Source organism: Kitasatospora sp. NPDC004723, assembly GCF_040609255.1.
GTDB lineage: Bacteria > Actinomycetota > Actinomycetes > Streptomycetales > Streptomycetaceae > Kitasatospora.
This window is the reverse complement of the sequence record NZ_JBEXJT010000038.1, coordinates 1-21,197: the sequence shown is the minus strand read 5'-3', so window position 1 is coordinate 21,197 and position 21,197 is coordinate 1. Positions and strand designations below refer to the sequence as shown.

19 protein-coding genes and 2 pseudogenes are annotated in these 21,197 nt (G+C 73.2%); 8 read left to right on the top strand and 13 right to left on the bottom strand.

Going from position 1 to position 21,197, the window contains the following annotated elements:
* Nucleotides 1-34: 34 nt before the first annotated feature.
* Complete coding sequence (locus tag ABZW10_RS28645) at nt 35-733, bottom strand: rhomboid-like protein (RefSeq protein WP_355371275.1); 699 nt, start codon at nt 731-733, stop codon at nt 35-37.
* Between the two features lie 171 nt (nt 734-904).
* Here ABZW10_RS28645 and ABZW10_RS28640 point away from each other — a divergent pair, with 171 nt between their 5' ends.
* Nucleotides 905-1,654, top strand: a complete 750-nt coding sequence (locus tag ABZW10_RS28640; protein ID WP_355371272.1) for a TetR/AcrR family transcriptional regulator — start codon at nt 905-907, stop codon at nt 1,652-1,654.
* 59 nt (nt 1,655-1,713) lie between these two features.
* Here ABZW10_RS28640 and ABZW10_RS28635 read toward each other — a convergent pair whose 3' ends face one another.
* Complete coding sequence (locus tag ABZW10_RS28635) at nt 1,714-2,574, bottom strand: fumarylacetoacetate hydrolase family protein (protein ID WP_355371269.1); 861 nt, start codon at nt 2,572-2,574, stop codon at nt 1,714-1,716.
* 183 nt (nt 2,575-2,757) lie between these two features.
* On the opposite strand from ABZW10_RS28635, the gene ABZW10_RS28630 reads away from it, so the two are divergent.
* On the top strand, nt 2,758-3,459 hold the full coding sequence (locus ABZW10_RS28630; protein WP_355371266.1) for an MBL fold metallo-hydrolase: 702 nt from the start codon (nt 2,758-2,760) through the stop codon (nt 3,457-3,459).
* Here the strand turns inward: ABZW10_RS28630 and ABZW10_RS28625 are convergent.
* The 7 genes from ABZW10_RS28625 to ABZW10_RS28595 all read right to left on the bottom strand — a co-directional run bounded on the left by ABZW10_RS28625 (nt 3,415) and on the right by ABZW10_RS28595 (nt 10,312).
* Nucleotides 3,415-4,611 carry a serine/threonine-protein kinase gene (locus ABZW10_RS28625; RefSeq protein ID WP_355371264.1) on the bottom strand — a complete coding sequence of 399 codons (1,197 nt, stop codon included), beginning with the start codon at nt 4,609-4,611 and terminating at the stop codon, nt 3,415-3,417. The two genes, ABZW10_RS28630 and ABZW10_RS28625, sit on opposite strands and share 45 nt — an antisense overlap.
* 130 nt (nt 4,612-4,741) lie before the next feature.
* Nucleotides 4,742-5,728 (bottom strand): ABC transporter substrate-binding protein, encoded by a 987-nt coding sequence (locus ABZW10_RS28620; protein WP_355371261.1) that lies wholly within the window; start codon nt 5,726-5,728, stop codon nt 4,742-4,744.
* A gap of 35 nt (nt 5,729-5,763) precedes the next feature.
* Nucleotides 5,764-6,516 carry an amino acid ABC transporter ATP-binding protein gene (locus tag ABZW10_RS28615; protein ID WP_355371415.1) on the bottom strand — a complete coding sequence of 251 codons (753 nt, stop codon included), beginning with the start codon at nt 6,514-6,516 and terminating at the stop codon, nt 5,764-5,766.
* 53 nt (nt 6,517-6,569) lie between these two features.
* The gene (locus tag ABZW10_RS28610) at nt 6,570-7,592 is read right to left on the bottom strand and encodes an amino acid ABC transporter permease (protein WP_355371258.1); all 1,023 of its coding nucleotides are present in this window, start codon (nt 7,590-7,592) and stop codon (nt 6,570-6,572) included.
* A 35-nt stretch (nt 7,593-7,627) separates the two neighbouring features.
* Complete coding sequence (locus tag ABZW10_RS28605) at nt 7,628-8,575, bottom strand: ABC transporter substrate-binding protein (protein ID WP_355371256.1); 948 nt, start codon at nt 8,573-8,575, stop codon at nt 7,628-7,630.
* 76 nt (nt 8,576-8,651) lie between these two features.
* On the bottom strand, nt 8,652-9,107 hold the full coding sequence (locus ABZW10_RS28600; RefSeq protein WP_355371412.1) for a GNAT family N-acetyltransferase: 456 nt from the start codon (nt 9,105-9,107) through the stop codon (nt 8,652-8,654).
* A 35-nt stretch (nt 9,108-9,142) separates the two neighbouring features.
* Nucleotides 9,143-10,312, bottom strand: coding sequence for an LLM class flavin-dependent oxidoreductase (locus tag ABZW10_RS28595; RefSeq protein ID WP_355371254.1), 1,170 nt, complete (start codon nt 10,310-10,312; stop codon nt 9,143-9,145).
* A 648-nt stretch (nt 10,313-10,960) separates the two neighbouring features.
* Between ABZW10_RS28595 and ABZW10_RS28590 the strand changes: the two genes are divergently transcribed.
* Together ABZW10_RS28590 and ABZW10_RS28585 are read left to right on the top strand one after the other, a co-directional pair.
* Complete coding sequence (locus ABZW10_RS28590; RefSeq protein ID WP_355371251.1) at nt 10,961-11,968, top strand: amino acid ABC transporter permease; 1,008 nt, start codon at nt 10,961-10,963, stop codon at nt 11,966-11,968.
* A complete protein-coding gene (locus tag ABZW10_RS28585; RefSeq protein WP_355371248.1) occupies nt 11,965-13,899 on the top strand; it encodes an FAD/NAD(P)-binding protein in 1,935 nt (644 codons plus the stop codon). Before ABZW10_RS28590 ends, ABZW10_RS28585 begins: the two co-directional genes overlap by 4 nt.
* A gap of 28 nt (nt 13,900-13,927) precedes the next feature.
* Here ABZW10_RS28585 and ABZW10_RS28580 read toward each other — a convergent pair whose 3' ends face one another.
* Complete coding sequence (locus ABZW10_RS28580) at nt 13,928-15,637, bottom strand: serine/threonine-protein kinase (RefSeq protein ID WP_355371245.1); 1,710 nt, start codon at nt 15,635-15,637, stop codon at nt 13,928-13,930.
* 134 nt (nt 15,638-15,771) lie between these two features.
* Here ABZW10_RS28580 and ABZW10_RS28575 point away from each other — a divergent pair, with 134 nt between their 5' ends.
* Nucleotides 15,772-18,057: an FdhF/YdeP family oxidoreductase gene (locus ABZW10_RS28575; RefSeq protein WP_355371242.1), complete on the top strand. Its 2,286-nt coding sequence runs from the start codon at nt 15,772-15,774 to the stop codon at nt 18,055-18,057.
* The gene (locus ABZW10_RS28570; RefSeq protein ID WP_355371239.1) at nt 18,050-18,679 is read left to right on the top strand and encodes a CatB-related O-acetyltransferase; all 630 of its coding nucleotides are present in this window, start codon (nt 18,050-18,052) and stop codon (nt 18,677-18,679) included. Before ABZW10_RS28575 ends, ABZW10_RS28570 begins: the two co-directional genes overlap by 8 nt.
* 80 nt (nt 18,680-18,759) lie before the next feature.
* On the opposite strand, the pseudogene ABZW10_RS28565 reads toward ABZW10_RS28570, so the two are convergent.
* The 3 genes and pseudogenes from ABZW10_RS28565 to ABZW10_RS28555 all read right to left on the bottom strand — a co-directional run bounded on the left by ABZW10_RS28565 (nt 18,760) and on the right by ABZW10_RS28555 (nt 20,465).
* Nucleotides 18,760-19,286, bottom strand: a pseudogene (locus ABZW10_RS28565) (DUF6879 family protein).
* 131 nt (nt 19,287-19,417) lie between these two features.
* A complete protein-coding gene (locus ABZW10_RS28560; protein WP_355371237.1) occupies nt 19,418-19,609 on the bottom strand; it encodes a DUF397 domain-containing protein in 192 nt (63 codons plus the stop codon).
* Nucleotides 19,602-20,465: a helix-turn-helix transcriptional regulator gene (locus tag ABZW10_RS28555; RefSeq protein ID WP_355371234.1), complete on the bottom strand. Its 864-nt coding sequence runs from the start codon at nt 20,463-20,465 to the stop codon at nt 19,602-19,604. Before ABZW10_RS28555 ends, ABZW10_RS28560 begins: the two co-directional genes overlap by 8 nt.
* 187 nt (nt 20,466-20,652) lie before the next feature.
* On the opposite strand from ABZW10_RS28555, the pseudogene ABZW10_RS28550 reads away from it, so the two are divergent.
* Together ABZW10_RS28550 and ABZW10_RS28545 are read left to right on the top strand one after the other, a co-directional pair.
* Nucleotides 20,653-20,904 (top strand): annotated as a pseudogene (locus ABZW10_RS28550) (hypothetical protein); the annotation flags it as partial.
* Between the two features lie 55 nt (nt 20,905-20,959).
* Nucleotides 20,960-21,130 (top strand): ATP-binding protein, encoded by a 171-nt coding sequence (locus ABZW10_RS28545; protein WP_355371421.1) that lies wholly within the window; start codon nt 20,960-20,962, stop codon nt 21,128-21,130.
* Nucleotides 21,131-21,197 lie beyond the last annotated feature (67 nt).

The window sequence follows — 21,197 nt, the reverse complement described above, 5'->3', positions numbered from 1 at the left end:
ATGGGCCGGCCAATTCGCGCGGGGGCCGGCCGGGTCAGCCGAGCGGGCGGCGCGGCCACCCGCGCCGCAGCACCCGGCCCGGGTCCCAGAGGGGCCGTCCGTGCGCGAAGGGGAAGAAGGCGAGGCCGATCAGCGCGGCGGTGAAGTGCCCGAGGTCCGTGAAGGTGTGCGAGGCCACCAGCGGCACCAGGTAGAAGACCACCACCGCGCCGCCGTACAGCCACCGCCAGCCGCCGGCGAACCGGTAGGTGAGCACCGCCACCACCCCGGCCAGCGCGTAGGAGACGCCGACGTCCACCGTCTCGGCCATGCTCCGCCGCAGGGTGCCCTGGACGATCCCCCAGGCCACCACTCCCTCGCTCACCAGGGTCGCCAGCACGTGCGAGGTCGCGGCCACCGTGAACCAGCGCGCGGTACCCAGCCAGCGCTCGGCGTTGGCGTGGAACAGGGTGAACAGGACGGCGTAGAGCGGCCAGCTCGACGTCTCGGTCCACAGCGCGCTGGCGACCAGGGCGTGCACCGGGCGCGAGCGCAGGTGCTCCAGGTTGGTCGAGCGGGCGGCCAGGAACCAGTCCAGGGTGCGCTGGTCCATCCGCGCCACGACGAAGCTGGTGGCCGCCAGCAGGAGCAGCCACAGATACGTGCCGGGCGCCGAGCGGACCCACGCCAGGAGCGCGCGCGAGGCCCCGCGCAGCCGGCGCGCGCGGGGCGGCCGTTCCAGCGTCCGGGCCATCCGGCGGGCCTCCTCGGTGCGGTGGCGTGGTGTGTCCCATCCTCGGACGGCGCCCGGCGGGCCGCCTCCCGGAGCGGGCCCCGGGCGGGCCGCGGGGCGGCACAAACGCCCGTTCGGAAGATCGGTGCAGACCCGCCTCCCATCCGGCCCGGGGCCGTTACGCTGACCGCCATGGAAGCCAGCTCAGCGCCCGTCCCGCCGGACCCCGAACCGGCCGCCCGGCCGCGGCGCGCCGGATACCGGCGCCTGCCGGTGCAGCAGCGGCGCGAGCAGCTGATCGCGGTGGCACTGGAGCTGTTCGCCCACCGGCCGCCCGAGGACGTCGGGCTGGACGACGTGGCGGAGGCCGCCGGAGCCTCCCGGCCGCTGGTCTACCGCTACTTCGCGGGCGGTAAACAGCAGCTGTACGAGGCGGCGCTGCGCAGCGCCGCCGAGGAGCTCACCGACCGCTTCACGGTGCCGCCGGCCGGGACCCCGACCCAGCAGCTGTCCGCCGTCCTGGAGCGCTACTTCTCCTTCGTCGCGGAGCACGACGCCGGCTACTCGGCGCTGCTGCGCGGCGGCTCGGTGGTGGAGACGGCCCGCACCTCGGCGATCGTGGACGACGTCCGGCGGGCGGCCCTGCGGCGGACGCTGCGCCACCTCGGGGTGCGGCAGGCCGGGCCGCGGCTGACGCTGCTGGTGCGCTCGTGGATCGCGGTGGTCGAGGGGGCCTCGCTCAGCTGGCTCGACGAGGGCCGGGCGCTGCCGGTGGACGAGCTGCGCGAGTGGCTGGTGGACCAGTTCGTGGCGATGGCGGCGGCGACGGCGCTGCACGACCCGCAGACCGCCGAGGTGCTGGCCGTGCTGCTCCTGCTGGAGGGCCCGGACTCGCCGCGGACGGCGCGGCTGCGGGCGGTGCTGGGAGCCTCCGGCGGGTAGCGCGGTCCGGTCGCCGCGGCCCCCGGCCCCCGCGCGGAGGGCCGGGACCGCGGCCCGCCCTACGCCTTGCCGAGGACCTGGCGCTGACGGCCGAGGCCGTCGATCTCGATCTCGACGACGTCGCCGGGCGCGAGGTAGGGCGTGCCCGGGCGGCCGAGGGTGACCCCGGCCGGGGTGCCGGTGATGATCACGTCGCCCGGTTCCAGCACCATGAAGTGGCTCGTATAGCGGACCAGCTCCAGCACCGGGAAGACCATCCGCTCGGTGGAGCCGTCCTGGCGCTGCTCCCCGTTCACCCACAGCCGCAGCGGCAGCCGCTGCGGGTCCGCCACCTCCTCCGCGGTGACCAGCCAGGGCCCGAGCGGGGTGAAGGTCTCCGCCGACTTGCCCTTGTCCCACTGGCCGCCGCGCTCGAACTGGAAGGCGCGCTCGGTGACGTCGTTGGCGATGGTGTAGCCGGCGATCACCCCGGCCGCCGCCGCGTGGTCCTCCAGGTAGCGGGCGGTGCGGCCGATCACCACGGCCAGTTCGGCCTCGTAGTCGGTCTTCTCGCCGCCGCGCGGCACCAGCACCTCGTCGTACGGGCCGACCACCGTCGAACTCGGCTTGAGGAAGATCACCGGCTCGTCCGGGATCGCCGCGCCCGCCTCGGCCGCGTGGTCCCGGTAGTTGAGGCCGATGCCGACCACCTTGCCGGGCCGGGCCACCGGCGGGCCGATCCGCTGCCCGGCGAGGTCGGCCACCGGCAGCCGCCCGGCCGCCACCCGGGCGGCCAGCTCGGCCAGGCCGGAGCCGTCCAGCCCGGCGAGGAAGCCGCCGGTGATGTCCGCGGTCACCCCGGAGAGGTCGTACGCGGTGCCGTCCTGGGCCAGCGCGACCGGGCGCTCGGCGCCCGGCGGGCCGACACGGAGGAGCTTCATCCGATCCCCACCTCCTGATTCGTCGATCGCCGGGGCGGTGAGGGCCCGCGCCCGGCTGCTGCCTGCGAGGTATATCAACGGCCCGCCGCGGCGGGCCAGGCCGGCCCGCGCCGTCCCCCCGGGGCCGTCACGCCCGGGGCGAACAGGGGCGTGAACCGGCGCCGCCCGGTACAGGATCCGCTCATGGAGATCACCCGTATACGCCCCGAACTGACCGCCATCACCCTGGAGTTCGGCACCGCCTACCTCTGGCGCGACGAGGACGGCACGCTCACCCTGGTCGACACCGGCATCGCCGGGCAGGCCGACGCCGTCGAGGAGGCGATCCGTGCCGTCGGCGCCGAGCCGGCCGCGCTGCGCGCCATCGTGCTCACCCACTACCACGAGGACCACACCGGCTCGGCCGCCGAGCTCGCCCGGCGGCTGGGCGCCGAGGTGGTCGCCCACCGGCTGGAGGCCCCGGTGGTCCGCGGCGAGCAGGAGCCGAAGCCGTTCGCGCTGAGCCCCTTCGAGCAGGAGCTGTGGGACGCGCTGCCGGCGCTGCCGCCCGCCCCGCCGTGCCGGGTGGACCGCGAGGTGGCGGACGGCGAGGTGCTGGGCTTCGGCGGCGGCGCCGTGGTGGTGCACGTGCCCGGCCACACCGACGGGTCGATCGCCCTGCACCTGCCGGAGCCGGGCGTGCTGTTCACCGGGGACCTCGCGGCCAACGTCGCGCACCGGACCACGCCCGGGGTCTTCAACACCGATCCGGCGGCGGCGCTGGAGTCCTTCCGCCGGCTGGCGGCGCTGGACGCCGGGACCGTCGTGTTCGGGCACGGCGAGCCGATCGCCGAGGGCGGCTCAGCCGCTCTGCGCCGGGCCGTCGAGCAGCTGGGCGAGCACTAGCGGCCGGTCCTGCTCCGGCGCGGCGGCGGCGCCCTCCCGCTCCCAGCGCTCCAGGTCGCGCCCGACGTCCTCACGGGCCCGCGGGTGGCCGTCCAGCACCGGCAGCAGCTCGCGCAGCAGCGCGACGGCCGCCCGCGGCCGCCCGGAGCGGGCCAGCCACAGCGCCAGGTCGTGGCAGGTCCGCAGGGTCCGCGGGTCACCCGGCCCGAAGGCCCGGGCGAACTGCGGTATCAGCGCGATCAGCTGCTCGACGGCCCGCTCGGGCGAGCCGGCCGCGCCGCGCCGCCAGGCGTCGTCGGCCTTCTGCCGCAGCGCGTCCGGGTCGGTGCCGAACTTGACGTCGCGCAGCCGGCGGCGGACCGCGGCGGCGTCGGCGGGCCGGTCCGCCGGGTCCTTGGCGAGCAGTTGGAGGATCAGCCGGTCCAGCGCCGGGTCGGGCGTACCGGGGGCCGGCGGCTGTTCGTTGAGGTGCTTGTACATCATGGTCACCGGCGTATTCGCGCTGAACGGGCGACGGCCGGTGCACAGCTGGTAGAGCAGCACGCCGAGCGCGTACAGGTCGGCCCGGCCGTCGATGTCCTCGCCGGACCAGCACTCGGGGGCCAGGTACGCCGGGGTGCCGATGACCACGCCGGTGGAGGTGAGCCCGCCGCCCTGCTGGGTGAGCAGGCGGGCGATGCCGAAGTCCAGCACCTTGGCCTCACCGGTGTCGGTGATCATGATGTTCTCGGGCTTGATGTCCCGGTGCACCACGCCGCTGCGGTGCGCGGAGTCCAGTGCCTTGCAGACCTGCCGCACCCAGCGCAGGGCGGCCGAGGACTCCGGCCGGGCCCCGCCGGCCAGCAGCGCGGAGAGCGGCCGGCCCCGGACCAGTTCCATCACCAGGTAGTGGGTCGAGCGCGCGCCGTCCTGCACCCGTCCGTAGTCGTACAGGATGACGATATGCGGATGGGAGAGGCCGCCGACGGTCCTGGCCTCGCGGATGAACCGGCCGACCGCCTCCTCGTCGCCGGCCTTCTCCTCGGAGAGCACCTTGACCGCGACCGCCCGCCCGATGGTCTCGTCGTGGGCGGCCCAGACCACACCGAACCCGCCGTGGCCGAGCTCGCGCTCCAGCCGGTAGCGGCCGCCCACGACATCGCCCGCCTTCATGCCTTCCCCCACAAGTCCGCCGGAACCGAGCCCCGTTCAACCTGACCGGGTCAGGGTAGCGGCGGCCGACGGTGTTCGGGTGAACCACCCCGGGCCCGGACCGGGACCGGCCCCGGGGCCGCGGCCGGGACTACGTCTTCGGGAGGCCGACCGGGTTGATCTCGGAGGTCGGCACGGCCTCGGCGTCCAGGCCCCAGCGCTTCAGCACCTGGGCGTAGGTACCGTTCTTGATCACCTCGTTGAGCGCCCCGTTCAACGCCTTGACCAGGCCGTTGTCCTTCTTGGTGGTGGCCCCGATCTTGCCGAGCACGTCGGCGCCGCCGCCCGAGTAGGTGCCGATCACCTCGGTGTCACCGCTCTGCACGGCGTGGAAGGCCGCCATCGGGTTGGGGCCGACGTACAGGTCGATCCGGCCGGAGGCGAGTGCCAGGTAGTAGTCCGAGGCGTTCTGGAAGTACTTGATGTCGGCCGGCTTGAGGCCGTTGCGCACGTTCTCCTCGTTCCAGGCGACGAGCAGCTTCTCCTGGTTGGTGCCGGAGCTGACGGCGACGGTCCGCCCGGCGATGTCCTTGGGGCCGGCGACCTTCCAGCCGCTGCCCTTCTTCGCCTCGAAGCCGAGGATGTCCAGGCGGTAGGTGGCGAAGTCGTACTTCTCCTTGCGGGCCTCGGTGACGGTGATGTTGGAAACGCCGACGTCGTACTTGCCGCTGTCCAGGCCGACGAAGATGTTCTCCCAGGAGACCGGGTTGAACTCGATGTCGAGCCCGAGCACATTGCCGATCAGCGAGGCGATGTCCGGGTCGACGCCGATGACCGTCTTGTCGTCGTCGGCGTAGAAGTCCAGCGGCGGCGTGGTGCCGAGCGAGTCGGCCACGGTCAGTTTTCCGCGCTTTCTGATCTCCTCCGGGACCAGCGCCGCGAGGGCGTCGACCTTGGGCGTGGTCACCCGGTTCTGCTTCGCCGTCAGGTTCACCGTGGTGCCGTTCGGCGCGGTGCTGCCCTGGGCCGGGGCGGCGAGGTCGGCCGACGCGTCCGAGGAACTGCCGCAGGCGGCCAGGGTGAGGGCGGCGGCGAGCGCGGCGGCGGCGGTCACGAGGGCGCGACGGGGTAGGGACATGGCGGGGCTCCTGCCGGTGAGGGGGGTTCGGTGGGTCAGAGGACCTTGGCCAGGAAGGCCTTGGTCCGGTCGTGCCGCGGCTCGTCGAGGACCGCCTGCGGCGGGCCCTGCTCGACCACGACGCCGCCGTCCATGAAGACCACGGTGTCGGCGACCTCGCGGGCGAAGCCGATCTCATGGGTCACCACGATCATCGTGGTGCCGCTGCGGGCGAGGTCCTTGACGACGTCCAGCACCTCGCCGACCAGCTCCGGGTCCAGCGCCGAGGTCGGCTCGTCGAACAGCAGCACCTTCGGGTCCAGCGCCAGCGCCCGGGCGATCGCCACCCGCTGCTGCTGGCCGCCGGAGAGCTGGCGCGGGTAGGCCGCCGCCTTCTCGGCCAGGCCGACCCGTTCGAGCAGCTCCAGCGCGCGGGCCCGGGCCTCGGCCTTCGGCCGGCCGAGGGCGCTGACCGGCGCCTCGGTGAGGTTCTCCAGCACGGTCAGGTGCGGGAAGAGGTTGAAGTTCTGGAAGACGAAGCCGATGCCGGTCCGCTGCCGCAGCACCTCGCGCTCCTTGAGCTCGTGCAGCTTGTCCCCGGAACGCCGGTAGCCGATCAGCTCGCCGTCGATCGCCACGAAGCCGCGGTCCACCTTCTCCAGGTGGTTGATCGAGCGCAGCAGGGTGGACTTGCCGGAGCCGGACGGCCCCAGCACCACGGTCACCGAGCCGGCCGGCACGTCGAGGTCGACGCCGCGCAGCACCGCGTTCGGGCCGAAGCTCTTCCACAGGCCGCGGACCTGGACCATGGGCGGCGCCGCCGGCTCGGCCTCTTCGGCGGCGGGGTCCTTGGCGACGGTGGTCACGAGCGTCCTCCGGTGGCGGGGGCGGTGGCGGTGCGGGCGCGCAGGCCCCGGACGAACGCCCGGGCCCGCTGGAGCGGGGTGGGCGGCGGGGTTCGGTCGGCGCCGCGGGCGAAGTAGCGCTCGACGTAGTACTGGCCGATCGACAGCACGGTGGTGAGCAGCACGTACCAGACGGTGGCGACCATCAGCATCGGCACCACCCGGCCGGTGCGGCCGTACACCACCTGCACCTGGTAGAAGAGCTCGCCGATGGCCATCACGTAGACCACCGAGGTGCCCTTGAACAGCGAGATCACCTCGTTGGCGGCGGCCGGCAGGATGCCGCGCATGGCCTGCGGCAGGACGATCCGCCAGGCCTGCCGCAGCCGCGGCACGCCGAGCGCGGCGGCGGCCTCGCGCTGGCCGGGGTCGACGGCGATCACGCCGCCGCGGATGATCTCGGCGGCGAACGCGGCCTGGTGCAGCCCGAGGCCGAGCACCGCCGCGCCGAGCGCGCCCAGCACGCCGACCGTCTCGAAGTCCCCGAAGGTCGGGCCGAACGGGATGCCGAAGCCGAACCGCTTGTAGAGGTAGGAGAGGTTGAACCAGAAGACCAGCTGGACGATCAGCGGGATCGAGCGGAACACCCAGACGTAGGCCCAGGCGACGGACTGGAGAACTACGCTGCGGGAGAGCCGCATCGCGGCGACGACGGCACCCAGCAGGAAGCCCAGCACGGTGCCGTAGGCGGTGAGCTCCACGGTCCGGCCGACCGCCTGCAGGATGGTCTCGGCGGAGAAGAACAGCCGGAAGGTCGCCCAGTCCCAGGCGGGGTTGGTGGCCAGGCCGTGGGCGAACTGGGCCAGCACGACGAGGGTGGCGACGCCGGCCGCCCAGCGCCAGGGGTGCCGGGCGCGGACGGTGGTCAGCCCGGTCAGCTCGGCGAGGTCGAGCGGGGCGGTCGCACCGGCGCCGGCGGCCTTGCCGGCTCCGGGTCTGCCGCCGGGTTTCGCGAGCGGTTCGGTGGTGGTGGTACTCATGGGGGGACTCCTCCCAACGGGCCCTGGACAGGGGGTCACGCGTGCTCGGGCGGGCTGATCAGCGATTCCTTGACGGCCGAGTCCGTCACCCCCCACTTCTTGAGGATCCGCTCGTACGTCCCGTCCTTGATCAGCTCGTTGACGGCCGCCTGGAACGCGGCGGTGAGCGGGGAGCCCTTCTTGAACGCGAAGCCGACGTCGAGGCGGTGGAACTCGCCGAGGAACCGGGTGCCCGAGGCCTCCTGGGAGGCCTGGTAGCGCAGGCCGTTGATGGTGGACATCTCGATGTCCACCCGGCCCTGCTGGAGGCTGGTCAGGAGGGCGCCGTTGTCGCTGAACGCCTTGACCTCGTAGGGCTGCTTGCCGGCGTCCGTGCAGACGTTCTTCTTCGCGTTGAGCGTGGTCTCGAAGGTGGTGCCGGCGCTGGTGCCGACGGTCAGCCCGCAGAGCTGGACGAGGTCGGTGACCGGCTGGATCGAGGTGTTGTCCTTCTTGACCGCGAAGCCCTGGCCGTCGTCGATGTAGGTGACGAAGTCGATCGTCTTCAGCCGGGCCGTGGTGACGCCGAAGTTGCCGGTGCCGACGTCGTACTTGCCGCTGCCGAGCGCGGGCAGGATGGTCTCGAACGCCGCGTCCTCGCGCTGCACACTCAGGCCGAGCAGCTTGGCCACCGCGTCGGCGAAGTCGACGTCCAGGCCGGCGGCCTTCTTGCTCGCCTGGTCGGCGTAGAAGGAGGACGGCGGGGCGCCGATCGAGGACCCGAACTTCACCGTCCCGGCGGCCCGGATGTCGGCGGGCAGCAGCGCGGCGGCGGTGTCCGACTTCTTCAGGCCGGAGACGACGTCCTCCGCGGCGGCGGAGACGGCCGGCTGCCCGGCGCCCGCCGCCGCCGGCTTCGGGTCCGAGCCGCACGCGGCCAGCGCCAGGACCGGGAGCAGGGCGGCGGTCGCGAGCAGGCGGCGGCGGACGGTGGTGGTTCTCACGGGTACGGGTGCCTTTCGGGGTGTGCGGGGTGTGCGGGGTGTGCGGGGTGTGCGGGGTGGGCCGTGGCGGGCCGGGTCAGCGCAGGTGCTTCTCGAACGGCAGCGGGCCGATCGTCAGCGGGTCGGCGGCGACGTCGAACAGCGGGGTGTAGCCGTTGGCCAGGTAGAGCCCCCGGGCCTCGGGCTGGAGCGGGCCGGTGGTGAGGTAGAGCCGCTGGTAGCCGACCGCGGCGGCGGCCCGCTCCAGTTCGGCCAGCACCCGGGTGGCCAGGCCCCGGCGGCGGTGCGCCGAGTGCGTCCACATCCGCTTCAGCTCGGCCGTGCGCGGGTCGTACCGCCGGTAGGCGCCGCCGGCCACCGGCTCGCCGCCCTCCAGCAGGAGCAGCAGGACGCCGTGCGGCTCGGCCCACTCCTCCGTCGGGTAGCGGGTCATCTCCTCGTACGCCCCGGGGCCGTAGCGGCGGACGTACTCCTCGGTCAGCTCGCGCACCAGCGGCTCGGCGAGCGGGTCGTCGATGCGCACCCGGCGCACCTCGACGTCGAGGGCCGGGCCGCCGGGCAGGGCCGTCACGCCTGGGCCGCGATCAGCTGGTGCCGGTCGCGCTCGCTCTGCTCGGCGCGGTCGGCCTCGGCGGCCGCCGCCTTGGCCGCGTCCCGCTTGGCGACCTCCTCGCGCACGATCGGGATCACGTACCGGCCGAAGTCGATCGCGTCGTCCACCAGGTGGTAGCCGCGGGCGGAGAGGATGTCCACGCCCAGGTCGTAGTAGTCGAGCAGGGCCTGGGCGACCGTCTCCGGGGTGCCGACCAGCGCGTTGGAGTTGCCCGCGCCGCCGGTGGCCGCGGCGGTCGGCGTCCACAGCGCGCGGTCGTAGCGCTCGCCCGCCTCGGCGATCTCCAGCAGCCGCTGCGAGCCGGCGTTCTCGGGGGCCTCCCCGGCCGGGCGTCCCCGGCGGATCAGCTCGCCGCCCTCCCGGCGGGCCCGGATCGCGTCCACCGTCCGGTGCGCCTTCTCCCAGGCCAGTTCCTCGGTCGGGGCGATGATCGGCCGGAACGCCACCTGGATCCGCGGCGCGTCCTCGCGCCCGGCGGCCCGCGCCGCCTCCTTCACCCGCTCGATCTGCTCGGCGGTGCGCGCCAGCGGCTCGCCCCACAGGCCGTAGACGTCCGCCTCGGCGCCGCCGGCCGCGTACGCCGCCGCCGAGGAGCCGCCGAAGGAGACGCCCGGCCGCGGCTGCTGCACCGGGAAGACGTCGGCGACGAAGTCCTTGAAGCGGTAGTGGACGCCCTCGTGGTCGAAGGGCTCGCGGCTGGTCCAGGCCTTCTTGACGATCCCGATGTACTCCCGGGTCCGCTCGTACCGCTCGTCCTTGGTGAGGAAGTCGCCCTCGCGCTGCTGCTCGTGGTCGTTGCCGCCGGTGATGAAGTGGACGGTGAGCCGGCCCTCGCTGATGTGGTCCAGGGTGGCGAAGGTCTTGGCGGCGAAGGTCGGGTACGAGACGTTCGGGCGGTGGGCGAGCAGGATCTGCAGCGTGTCGAGGCGGGAGGCGAGGAACGCGGCGGCGGGGGCCGGGTCGGGGGCGCCGGAGCCGTAGGCGAACAGCACCCGGTCCCAGCCGTTGTCCTCGTGGGCACGGGCCAGCCGCAGGGTGTAGTCGCGGTCGAACGCGGCCGTGGTGCGAGCGGTGGTCTCGGTACCGTCGGCGGTGGCGGCGATGCCGAGGAATTCGACGGGCATGGTGGCGGAACCTTTCGGGTCGTGCGCAGTCCGGTGGGCTGCGGGTGGGCAGACCGGATCGGGGCCCGGCGGCATGGCGGGCCGTGGTGCGGTGAGGGCGGCGGGCACGTGACGGCCCGCGCGCAGAACGGGGTACAGCCGGAGCGCAACGCGGTGAGGAGGAGAAGGGGGCGGCGGCAGCGCGCGATTGACGAACCGTCAGGAAACGACGGCTCTCCCGGCCCGGGACGGGGCACCGAGGGAGGTCCCTGCGAGGGAGGAACAGGCCGGACGAACGGCCCGCTGCCGGGTCAGCCGCGACACGCCGCGGACCACACCCGACCGAAGTCGATGTGGTCGCGGGTGACCAGTGGCTGCTCGGCGTACATGGCCTCAAGTTGAGCAGCGAACCGCGCACGGCGTCAACCATCCACCATTACCGCTCTGTTGCGATCTCCTGTCGCCCCGCGAAGCATCCCCGGCCCCGCCCCGGAGCGGGTCTCCCACCCTTGACACCCGCCTCTCGCTCACGCGTACGATCCAAGCGGAGTGCAACGCATCGCCGGCCGTGTTGAGGGACGCGGGCCGGCCGCAACGGCCGTACGTGACCACGCCGTACCCCGCCCGCGCGCCCGCGCGCGTCTCCGCCCTCCCGCCTGGAGCCTGAACATGGCCGCCCCGTCGGACGTCCTGCCCGCCCGCGCCCTCACCGAGCCCACCGCCCCGCCGCCCGCGACCGTCCTCGACGGCGCGGCCGCCACCGCCCGGATCGTCCCCCGCCGCCGCCCCGGCCAGTGGGTCGCCGCCGCCGTCGCCCTGCTGCTCTTCGTGATGGTCGTCAACTCACTCGCCCGCAACCGCGCGTTCCAGTGGGACGTGGTGGCCGACTGGTTCACCGCCGCCTCGGTCATGAACGGCCTCACCCTGACCCTCTGGCTGACCGCCGTCACCCTCGGCCTCGGCTTCCTGCTCGGCACCGTCCTCGCCACCATGCGGCTGTCCGGCAACCCGGTGCTGCGCACGCTCAGCTGGGTCTACATCTGGATCTTCCGCTCCACCCCCGCCCTGGTGCAGCTGCTGCTCTTCTTCAACATCGGCGCCCTCTACCCGACGCTCGGCCTCGGCATCCCGTTCGGGCCGGAGTTCCTCACCGTCCGCACCGTCAACCTGTTCGGCCCGACGCTCACGGCCGTCGTCGGCCTGACCCTGCTGGAGGCCGCGTACGCCGCCGAGGTGGTGCGCGGCGGCATCCTCGCGGTCGACCGGGGCCAGCTGGAGGCCGCCTCCGCGCTCGGCCTCGGCCGGTGGCGGGTGCTGCGCCGGATCGTCGTGCCGCAGGCGATGCGCTCGATCGTGCCGACCGCCGGCAACATGCTGATCAGCGCGCTCAAGGGGACCAGCATCATCAGCGTGCTGGCCGTCTCGGACCTGCTCTACTCGGTCCAGCTGGTCTACCTGCAGTCCTACCAGGTCATCCCGATGCTGATGGTCGCCACCATCTGGTACATCGTGATCACCACGGTGCTGTCGATCGGCCAGTACTACGTCGAACGGCACTACGCGAAGGGCGCCACCCGCGAGGGGCTGCCGCCCACCCCGCTGCAGAAGGCCCGCGCCGGGTACCGCCGGCTGCGCGCCGCCGCCTCGGCCGACCTGCCCGGGGAGGCCGGCCGATGAGCGCCGTCCTGGTCATCGTCGGCGCCGGGCCGCGCGGCACCGGCGTCCTGGAGCGGATCGCCGCCAACGCGCCCGAACTGCTGCCCGCCGACCGCCCGTTGCACATCCACCTGGTCGACCCGCACCCGCCCGGCGGGGGCCGGATCTGGCGCCACGAGCAGTCCCCGCTGCTGCGGATGAACTCGATGGCCGAGGACGTCACGATGTTCACCGACGAGCGCTCCACCATCGACGGGCCGGTCCGCCCCGGCCCCTCGCTCGCCGAATGGGCCTCCGACCCCCGGGCCTTCGCCCCCCACCGGGAGATCACCGACCCGGCCGTGCGGGCCGAGCTGCGCACCCTCGCGCCCACCGACTTCCCCACCCGCCGGGCCCAGAGCGCCTACCTGGACTGGGTGTTCCGGCGCGCCGTCGCCGACCTGCCGCCGCACGTCACGGTCACCGTCCACCGGGACACCGCGCACCGCGTCGAGGGCCCGGCCGACGGGCCGCAGCACGTCCACCTCACCGACCGGGTGCTCACCGCCGACCACGTCGTGCTCACCCTCGGCCACCTCGACTCCGCCCCCGACCCCCGCTACGCCGCCGACACCGCCTTCGCCACCCGGCACGGCCGCTTCCACCTGCCGCCCGCCTACTCCGCCGACGCGGCCGGCGACCTCGACCGGATCGCCCCCGGCGAGCACACCGTGCTGCGCGGCTTCGGCCTCGCCTTCGTCGACCTCGTCTCCCTGCTCACCGAGGGCCGCGGCGGCCGCTTCGATCCGGACGGCGCCGACGGCCTGGTCTACCGCCCCTCCGGCCGCGAACCCGTCCTGCACGTCGGCTCCCGGCGCGGCGTCCCCTACCACTCCAAGACCGACTACCGCCTGCAGGGACCGCCCGCACCACTCCCCCGCTACTTCGACGCCGCCGCCGTCGACGCCCTGCTCGACCGGCCCGGCCCGCTCGAACTGCGGCGCGACGCCTGGCCGCTGATGGCCAAGGACATCGGCTTCGGCCACTACCACGAACTGTTCCACGCCCACCCGGAGCGCACCGCCCTGCCCTGGGCCGAGTTCCTGGCCGGCTACGACGCCCACCCCTGGGCGTCCCCCGGGCTGCGCGCCCTGGTCGAACGGGCCGTCCCCGACCCGGCCGACCGGCTCGACCTCGAACGCCTGGACTTCCCGCTCGCCGGCCTCGAACTCGGCTCCGCCGAGGAACTCCAGCGGCACCTGCGCCGCTACGTCACCGAGGACGCCGACCGCCGCGCCGACCCCGCCCACAGCGCCGACCTCGGCGCCTTCCTCGCCCTGCTCTCGCTCTTCGGCCAGCTGCCCCGGCTGCTCGGCTCCGGCCGGCTCACCGCGCGCTCGGTGGCCGAGGAGATCGACGAGTGGTTCTTCGGCTACTTCAGCTACCTGGCCTCCGGCCCGCCCGGCTTCCGGCTGCGCCAGCTGCTCGCGCTCTCCGAGGCCGGGGTGGTCCGCTTCCTCGGCGCGGGCATCCGGGTCGACCGGGACGAGGCCACCGGCACCTGGCGGGCGTCCGGCGCCACCGTGCCCGGCCACACGGTCACCGCCACCGCGCTCGTCGAGGCGTACCTGCCCAAGCACGCGCTGGCCCGCACCCGCGACGCGCTGCTGCGCGACCTGCACCGCACCGGACGGATCACCGAGGAGGTCGTCGCCGACCCCGAGTACACCCACCGCTCCGGCCTGCTCACCATCCGCCCCGGGGACAGCCGCGTCCTCGACCCGGCCCTCGACCCCGCCGCCGACGGCGGCGCGCACCCGCGCCGCACCGCGCTCGGCCCGCACACCAGCCTGCGCGCGGCGGCGGCCTTCGCCCGCCCGCGCACCGACTCGCCCGGCTTCCGGCAGAACGACGCGGCGGTCCGGGCCCTGCTGCGCGCGCTCGCCCGCGAGGGCTCGGCGGTGCCGGTGTAGGGCGCCGGGTATGACGCGCCCCGCCGCGTCACGGGCCGTAGATCTCCTCCACCAGGTCCTCGGCCGTGACGTGGTCCGGCGCGGAGAGCACCCAATCGCCGACCCGCTGGATCCCGGTGCCGCGCTCCAGCGCGGTCAGGCAGGCGTTGGCCTCCTGGTCCGAGGCGAAGTCCCGGGCCAGCAGGCGGCGGACGAGCAGCAGCGCCTCGCCCGGGTGCATCCGCGGCTGCCGTCCCGGCCGCGCCCGCCCGGCCGGGGCCGCCGCCGGCCGCAGCCGGTAGCCGACGAGGTCCTGCCGGGCCTGGACGGTGGCCGGGTGCTGCTCGCCGAGCGCCCGGGCGAGCTCCGGCAGCAGGGTGCGCAGCTGGAGCACCGCGCCGTCCAGGTCGCCCCGGTCGGCCGTGTACACCGCCAGGTCGTGCCGCGCCCTGAGCACCCGCGGGTCGTGGCCGCCCCAGGCCTCGTGCAGGTCCGGCAGCAGCTGGGCGAGCCGGCGCAGCGCGGTGACCGTCTCGCCGCTCTCGCCGATGCACCACACCAGGTGGTAGCGGGCGGCGAGGGTGTCCGGGTCGCCCTGGCCGAGGGCGAGCCGCATGTCCTCGGTCACCGTGGAGAGCAGCCGGATCGCGCCGTCGAGGTCGCCGGCCCGGCTGAGGAACCAGGTGAAGTCGCGCCAGGCGACGAGGGTCTCGCGGTCGGCGGCGCCGAGCGCGGCCACGGCCTCCTGGGCCACCGCCTGGAGCTGGCGGGCGGACTCGCCGGCCGTCGGCGCCCGGAAGGCGGCGTTGCGGCGCTCGCGCAGCGCGGCCCGGACGTCCTCCGACCGGCCCTCCACACGGTCCTCCGCCCGGCCCTCCGGCCCGCTCCGTCCCGCCGTCCGCCGCTCCGCCAGCTCCGCCAGCCGCCGCTCCACCGTGCGGGCGTCCGCCGGCCGCCGCTCCGGGTCCTTCGCCAGCAGCTCCGCGACCAGCCCCGCGAGTTCCGCCGGCAGCCCGAACGGCGCCGGGTCCAGCGCCGGCGGCGGCTCGTTGAGGTGCTGGTACATCAGCACCGGCGTCGAGTCCCCGCTGAACGGCCGCGCCCCGGTGCAGAGTTCGACCAGCACGCAGCCGAACGCGTAGAGGTCCGCCCGGCCGTCCACCCGGCCCCCGGTCCAGCGCTCCGGCGCCATGTACGCCGGGCTGCCGATGACCGTGCCGGTGGTGGTCAGCCCGCCCGTCCCGATGTCCAGCTGGGCGATGCCGAAGTCCAGCACCTTCACCGCCCCGGCCTCGGTGACCATGATGTTCTCGGGCTTGATGTCCCGGTGCACCATCCCCGCGTCGTGCGCGGCCGCCAGCGCGGAGCAGATCTGCCGCCCCCAGCGCAGGCTCCGCACCGGGTCCACCGGTCCGTCCCGCAGCACGGCGGTCAGGGTGCGGCCGAGGAGCAGCTCCATCACCAGGTACGTCACCGTCCGGCCGGCCAGCTCTCCCTCGCCGAGGTCGTGCACGGTGACGATGTGCGGGTGCGAGAGGTTCCCGGCCGCACAGGCCTCCCGGACGAACCGCAGCGCGGCCTTCTGCTGGTCCTCGCCGTGGTGGTTGATGACCTTGACCGCCACCGGCCGCCGCATCCGGGTGTCGAAGGCCCGCCACACCACGCCGAACCCGCCCTGCCCCAGCCGCTCGACCAGCTGGTACCGCCCGTCGAGCACGTCGCCGACCATCACCCGCCACCCCCGGACCTGTCGAAGCATCTGCACTCTATCCGCGCCGCCGTCCCGGCCGCCCTCCCCCGTTCCCGCCCCTGCCGCCCCCGGCCGCCGGGTGCGAGGATGAGTCAGGCGCCGCGACGAGACGGCGGCCCGACGCACAGCCGAGGAGCGCAGTCATGGCCAAGCAGGCCCCGCAGAGCGACCCGGCGCAGGACGCCCCCCAGGTGTCGGCGCCCCAGCACGCGGCCGCCGGGCTGCCCGCCGTCGGCCACACCCTGCGGATGGCCACCGAGCAGATGGGCGCCCGTCGCACCCTCAGCACCCTGCGGAAGATCAACCAGCCCGACGGCTTCGACTGCCCCGGCTGCGCCTGGCCGGAGCCCGGGAAGACCCACACCGCCGAGTTCTGCGAGAACGGCGCCAAGGCCGTCGCCGAGGAGGCCACCGAGCGCCGGATCCGCGCCGAGTTCTTCGCCGCCCACCCGGTCGCCGAGCTGGCCGAGCGCTCCGGCTACTGGCTCGGCCAGCAGGGCCGGCTGACCCGGCCGATGCTCCTCGACGAGGGCGCCACCCACTACACGCCGATCTCCTGGGACGACGCCTTCGCGCTGATCGCCGAGGAGCTGCGCGCCCTGGACACCCCGGACGGCGCCGCGTTCTACACCTCCGGCCGGACCAGCAACGAGGCCGCGTTCGCCTACCAGCTGTTCGCCCGCCGGCTCGGCACCAACAACCTGCCGGACTGCTCCAACATGTGCCACGAGTCCTCCGGCTCCGCGCTCACCGAGACGCTCGGTGTCGGCAAGGGCAGCGTCAGCCTCAAGGACCTCTACCAGGCCGATCTGATCATCGTGGCGGGCCAGAACCCGGGCACCAACCACCCCCGGATGCTCTCCGCCCTGGAGCGGGCCAAGCGCGCCGGCGCGACCATCGTCAGCGTCAACCCGCTGCCCGAGGCCGGGCTGGAGCGCTTCAAGAACCCGCAGCAGGCGCGCGGCCTGGTCGGCCACGGCACCAAGCTGACCGACCTCTTCCTGCAGATCCGGCTCGGCGGCGACCTCGCCCTGTTCCGCGCCCTCAACCAGCTGCTGCTGGAGCAGGACGCCGTCGACCACGCCTTCGTCGAGGAGCACTGCCACGGCTTCGAGGAGTTCGCCGCCGAGGCCGCGTCGACCTCCCGCGAGGAGGTGCTCGCCGCCACCGGCCTGCCCTGGGCGCACATCGAGGAGCTCGCCCGGCTCGTCCTCGCCTCCGAGAAGGTCATCGTCTGCTGGGCGATGGGCCTCACCCAGCACAAGCACGCCGTGCCGACCATCCGCGAGGTCGTCAACTTCCTGCTGCTGCGCGGCAACGTGGGCCGCCCGGGCGCGGGCGTCTGCCCGGTGCGCGGGCACAGCAACGTCCAGGGCGACCGGACGATGGGCATCTTCGAACGCCCCACCACCGCCTTCCTGGACGCCCTCGGCCGCGAGTTCTCCTTCGAACCGCCGCGCGAGCACGGCCTGGACTCCGTCGACACCATCCGCGCGATGCGCGACGGCCGGATCGGCGTCTTCTTCGCGATGGGCGGCAACTTCGTCGCCGCCACCCCGGACACCGAGGTCACCGAGGCCGCGATGCGCCGCTGCCGGCTCACCGTGCACGTCTCCACCAAGCTCAACCGCTCCCACGTGGTCACCGGCGCCCGCGCCCTGATCCTCCCCACCCTCGGCCGCACCGACCGGGACGTCACCGCCGGCGGCGCCCAGTTCGTCAGCGTCGAGGACTCGATGGGCCAGGTCCACTCCTCGCGCGGCGGCCTGCGCCCGCCGGCCCCCGGCCTGCTCTCCGAGACCGCCATCGTCTGCCGGCTCGCCCGCGCCGTCCTCGGCCCGCAGGACACCGTGCCGTGGGAGGACTTCGCCGCCGACTACGACACCCTGCGCGACCGGATCGCCCGGGTCGTGCCCGGCTTCGAGGACTACAACGACAAGGTCCGCCGCCCCGGCGGCTTCACCCTCCCGCACGGCCCGCGCGACTCCCGCACCTTCCCCACCGCGAACGGGAAGGCCAACTTCACGGTCAACCCGCTGACGGCGCCGGAGGTCCCCGAGGGCCGCCTGCTGTTGCAGACGCTGCGCTCGCACGACCAGTACAACACCACCGTCTACGGCCTGGACGACCGCTACCGCGGCATCAAGGGCGGCCGGCGGGTCGTCCTGGTCGCCCCGGCGGACGCCATCGAGCTGGGGCTCTCCGACGGCCAGTACGTCGACCTGGTCAGCGAGTGGAAGGACGGCGTCGAGCGCCGCGCCCCGCACTTCCGCGTCGTCCACTACCCGGTCGCCCGGGGCGGCGCTGCGGCGTACTACCCCGAGACCAACGTCCTGGTCCCGCTCGACTCCACCGCCGACATCAGCAACACCCCCACCTCCAAGGCCGTCGTCATCCGCTTCGAGCCCGACAGCGGCGCCGATGCCTGACCCCGCCGCCCTCCACCCGATGCCGGAGCAGCCCCGCGTGGTGCTGCTCCGGCCGCTGGTGACGTCCCCGCTGATCGAGGTCGGGGAGTTCACGTACTACGACGACCCGGACGACCCCACCGCGTTCGAGACCCGCAATGTGCTGTACCACTACGGCCCGGAGCGGCTGGTCATCGGCGGGTACTGCGCCCTGGGAACGGGCGTCCGGTTCATCATGAACGGCGCCAACCACCGTACGGACGGCCCGTCGACCTTCCCGTTCCCCATCATGGGCGGGGAGTGGGCCGCCCACTTCGACCTGCTCACCGACCTGCCGAACCGGGGTGACACGGTGGTGGGCAGCGACGTCTGGCTCGGCAACGGCGTGACGGTCATGCCGGGTGTCCGCATCGGCCACGGCGCCGTCGTCGCCACCGGCTCCGTGGTCACCGCCGACGTCCCCGCCTACGCCGTCGCCGGCGGCAACCCCGCCCGCGTCATCCGCCACCGCTACGACGAGGACGACATCGCCCGCCTCCTGGCCGTCTCCTGGTGGAACTGGCCCACCGACCACATCACCGCCCACGTCCGCACGATCATGTCCGGCACCGTGGACGAGTTGGAAGCCGCCGCCCCGGAGTAGGAAGTCGGCCGGGCCGACTTCCTACTCCGGAGGGGGTCACCGCTGGTCCGGGCGCTCGGTGTCGCCCACCACCGTTCCGTTCACGCGCCGTGCAGAGCCCACCATTCCGTGAAGGGAATCGAGTGCGCCATCGCGGTGTCGCGATACGCCTTGAACTCGTCGAGCCGTGCGGGGGCGAGGAAGTCGGCGCCGAGGTACTTGCCGTTGCCGTCGTAGTTCATCGCGGCCACGGTCTCGTCGTCGAAGAGCCAGAAGTCCGGCGCCTGCGGGACGGGGTTCTGCTGGTCGGTGGTGTCCAGGATGAAGAACTCCTCGCCGGCCGCCGTGTTGCGGTGGTACCCCCACGCGAGTTCGAACCGGAGGTAGTCGGTGAGCGGGCGGGAGAGGACGTGAACCCGGTACATGCGCTTCCCCGAACGGGTGGCCTCGGCCACCGTCCCGACCCAGCCGGCGGTCCGGTAGTCCTCCGGCTGCTCCTCCCTGCGAGGAACGCATGGTAGGCGTCCACCCCGCCGGACTGGCTGTAGTCGTCCAGCGTCTCCAGCCGGAAGGCCGTCCGTTCGAACGCCGCGAACCAGTCCCCCAGCGTCCTGGATGAGGTTGTCATTGACGGCCTTTCGGATGAGTTCGACAGGAATTTCGACCAGGGTCTCGCGAGCCGGGATCCGGAGACCGTGCTCGGTGATGGCCCTCACGTTCCCAACACTGGAAACCACCGCGACTGCGAACCGATGGGCGCTACTCCCAGCGGTCGAACTCTCCGGCCTTTATGGAGTTGAGAAGGCCAGTGAAGGCGAAGAGTGGCGGGCGGACTATGACGCCAGGGTCATCGGACTCACGCAGTTCGACCAGCCCACCTGCTGTGCGAACCTCGATGCAGTCGTTGTTGGCGCCTGAGTAGCTGGACTTCTGCCAGGTGTGGCTAGCCATGCCTTCCGGTTTCCTTCTTGATCGACTGGATGAGGTCGCGGGACTCCCCCTCGGAGAGGGAGTTCGACTCCATCTGCACGAGAACAGCCCGGAACTTCGCCACATGAGCCGGGGCATCGAACATCTGACAGCCGAGACCCGTGTCGATCTGTACGGTGTCCAGCTCAGGGATCGGCCCTTCGGCATAGGTGAAGTTCTCGCTGGGGCTTGGCAGGCCGTCCACGGCAAACGGGACAACCCGAACAGAGGTTGCCGACCTCTCGGAGCTCTCGACGAGTGCGTCAAGTTGATCGGTGAAGACCTTTGCTCCGCTGAACCGCATCCTCAGAGCCGCCTCATGGATGTATGCGGTGTACGGAACGGCACCGGAACGAACCACTTGCTGTCGCCGCATGCGAAAGGCCGTTCGCAGGTCGACCTCGTGGCGCGGCAATGGCGGGATGGAGTTGCCGAACACAGCGGATGCATAGGCGTCTGTCTGGAGCAGCCCGGGAACAAAAGTCACGGTGTAGGTCACGAGCCGCTTCGCGTGGCCTTCGAGTTCGGCGTTCTCCAGGAAGTCCGTCGCCAGGGCGTCTCGGTACTCCTCCCACCAACCGGGCCTACCGCGCTCAGTGATGATCTCCGCGAGGGCGTCGATCAGTGACTCATTGACGCACATGCACGTCGCGGCGATCGTGCGCAGGCGCTCGACGCTGATGCCGGTCCGGCCGGCTTCCATCTGCGTGATCTGAGCTGGGGTGGCGCCAATCGCTCGGGCGAGCTGGCTACCTCCGAAGCCCGCCTGCTCCCGCATTCTCCGCAGCTCAACTCCCAGTCGACGCTGACGGAGGGTGGGATTCGATCGAAGGGCCATGACGTCCTCTCTGCGGGCGTGGGATCAGTCTGCCGCGCGGACGCCATGCGGGGCCATTCGGGGTGCGAGCCACGTTAGGGGGAACTTCCGTCGGCTCGCCACAAATTTATGGCGAGCTGCGCTATGGTCGATCTCACAATGATCCGACGGATCGTCAGTAACGCCTGTTCGCCGGGGCAGTAGGTGCATGCTGCCCATTTCGCACCGCAGAGCAGCCAGGTCCGGGCTGGCCTCGTTCACGGTGACGCATCCGTTGGCGCTTTCCTCCCCTTCTTGCCTCTTCCCCTGGAGGTCTCTCATGCGTGCCCTCAACCCGCCCGACTGCACCACCGTCCGCGCTGAACTCCGCGCCCTCCTCCACACCGCCGGCTGGCCGCCGGACACCATCTCCGACGCCGAACTCGCCTTCCAGGAGCTCTTCGTCAACGCCTGGCAGCACGGCCGCTCCCCCCGCGCCCGGCGTCCTGGTCTCCCTCCTGCCGAGCACCTTGCGCGTGGCGGTCTGCGACAACTGCCCCCTCCTCCCCGAACCCCCCACGCCCACCGACCCCTACGCGACCTCCGGGCGCGGACTCCACCTCATCCGCGCCCTCACCCACCGCTTCGGCGCCCACCCCACCAAGACCGGCAAGGTCACCTGGTTCGAGCTGGACGCCGCCGCGTGAACCTCCCCCTCACCCCGCACGACCCCTACCTCCGCACCTACACCGAACCCGAGATCGCCTCCCTCCT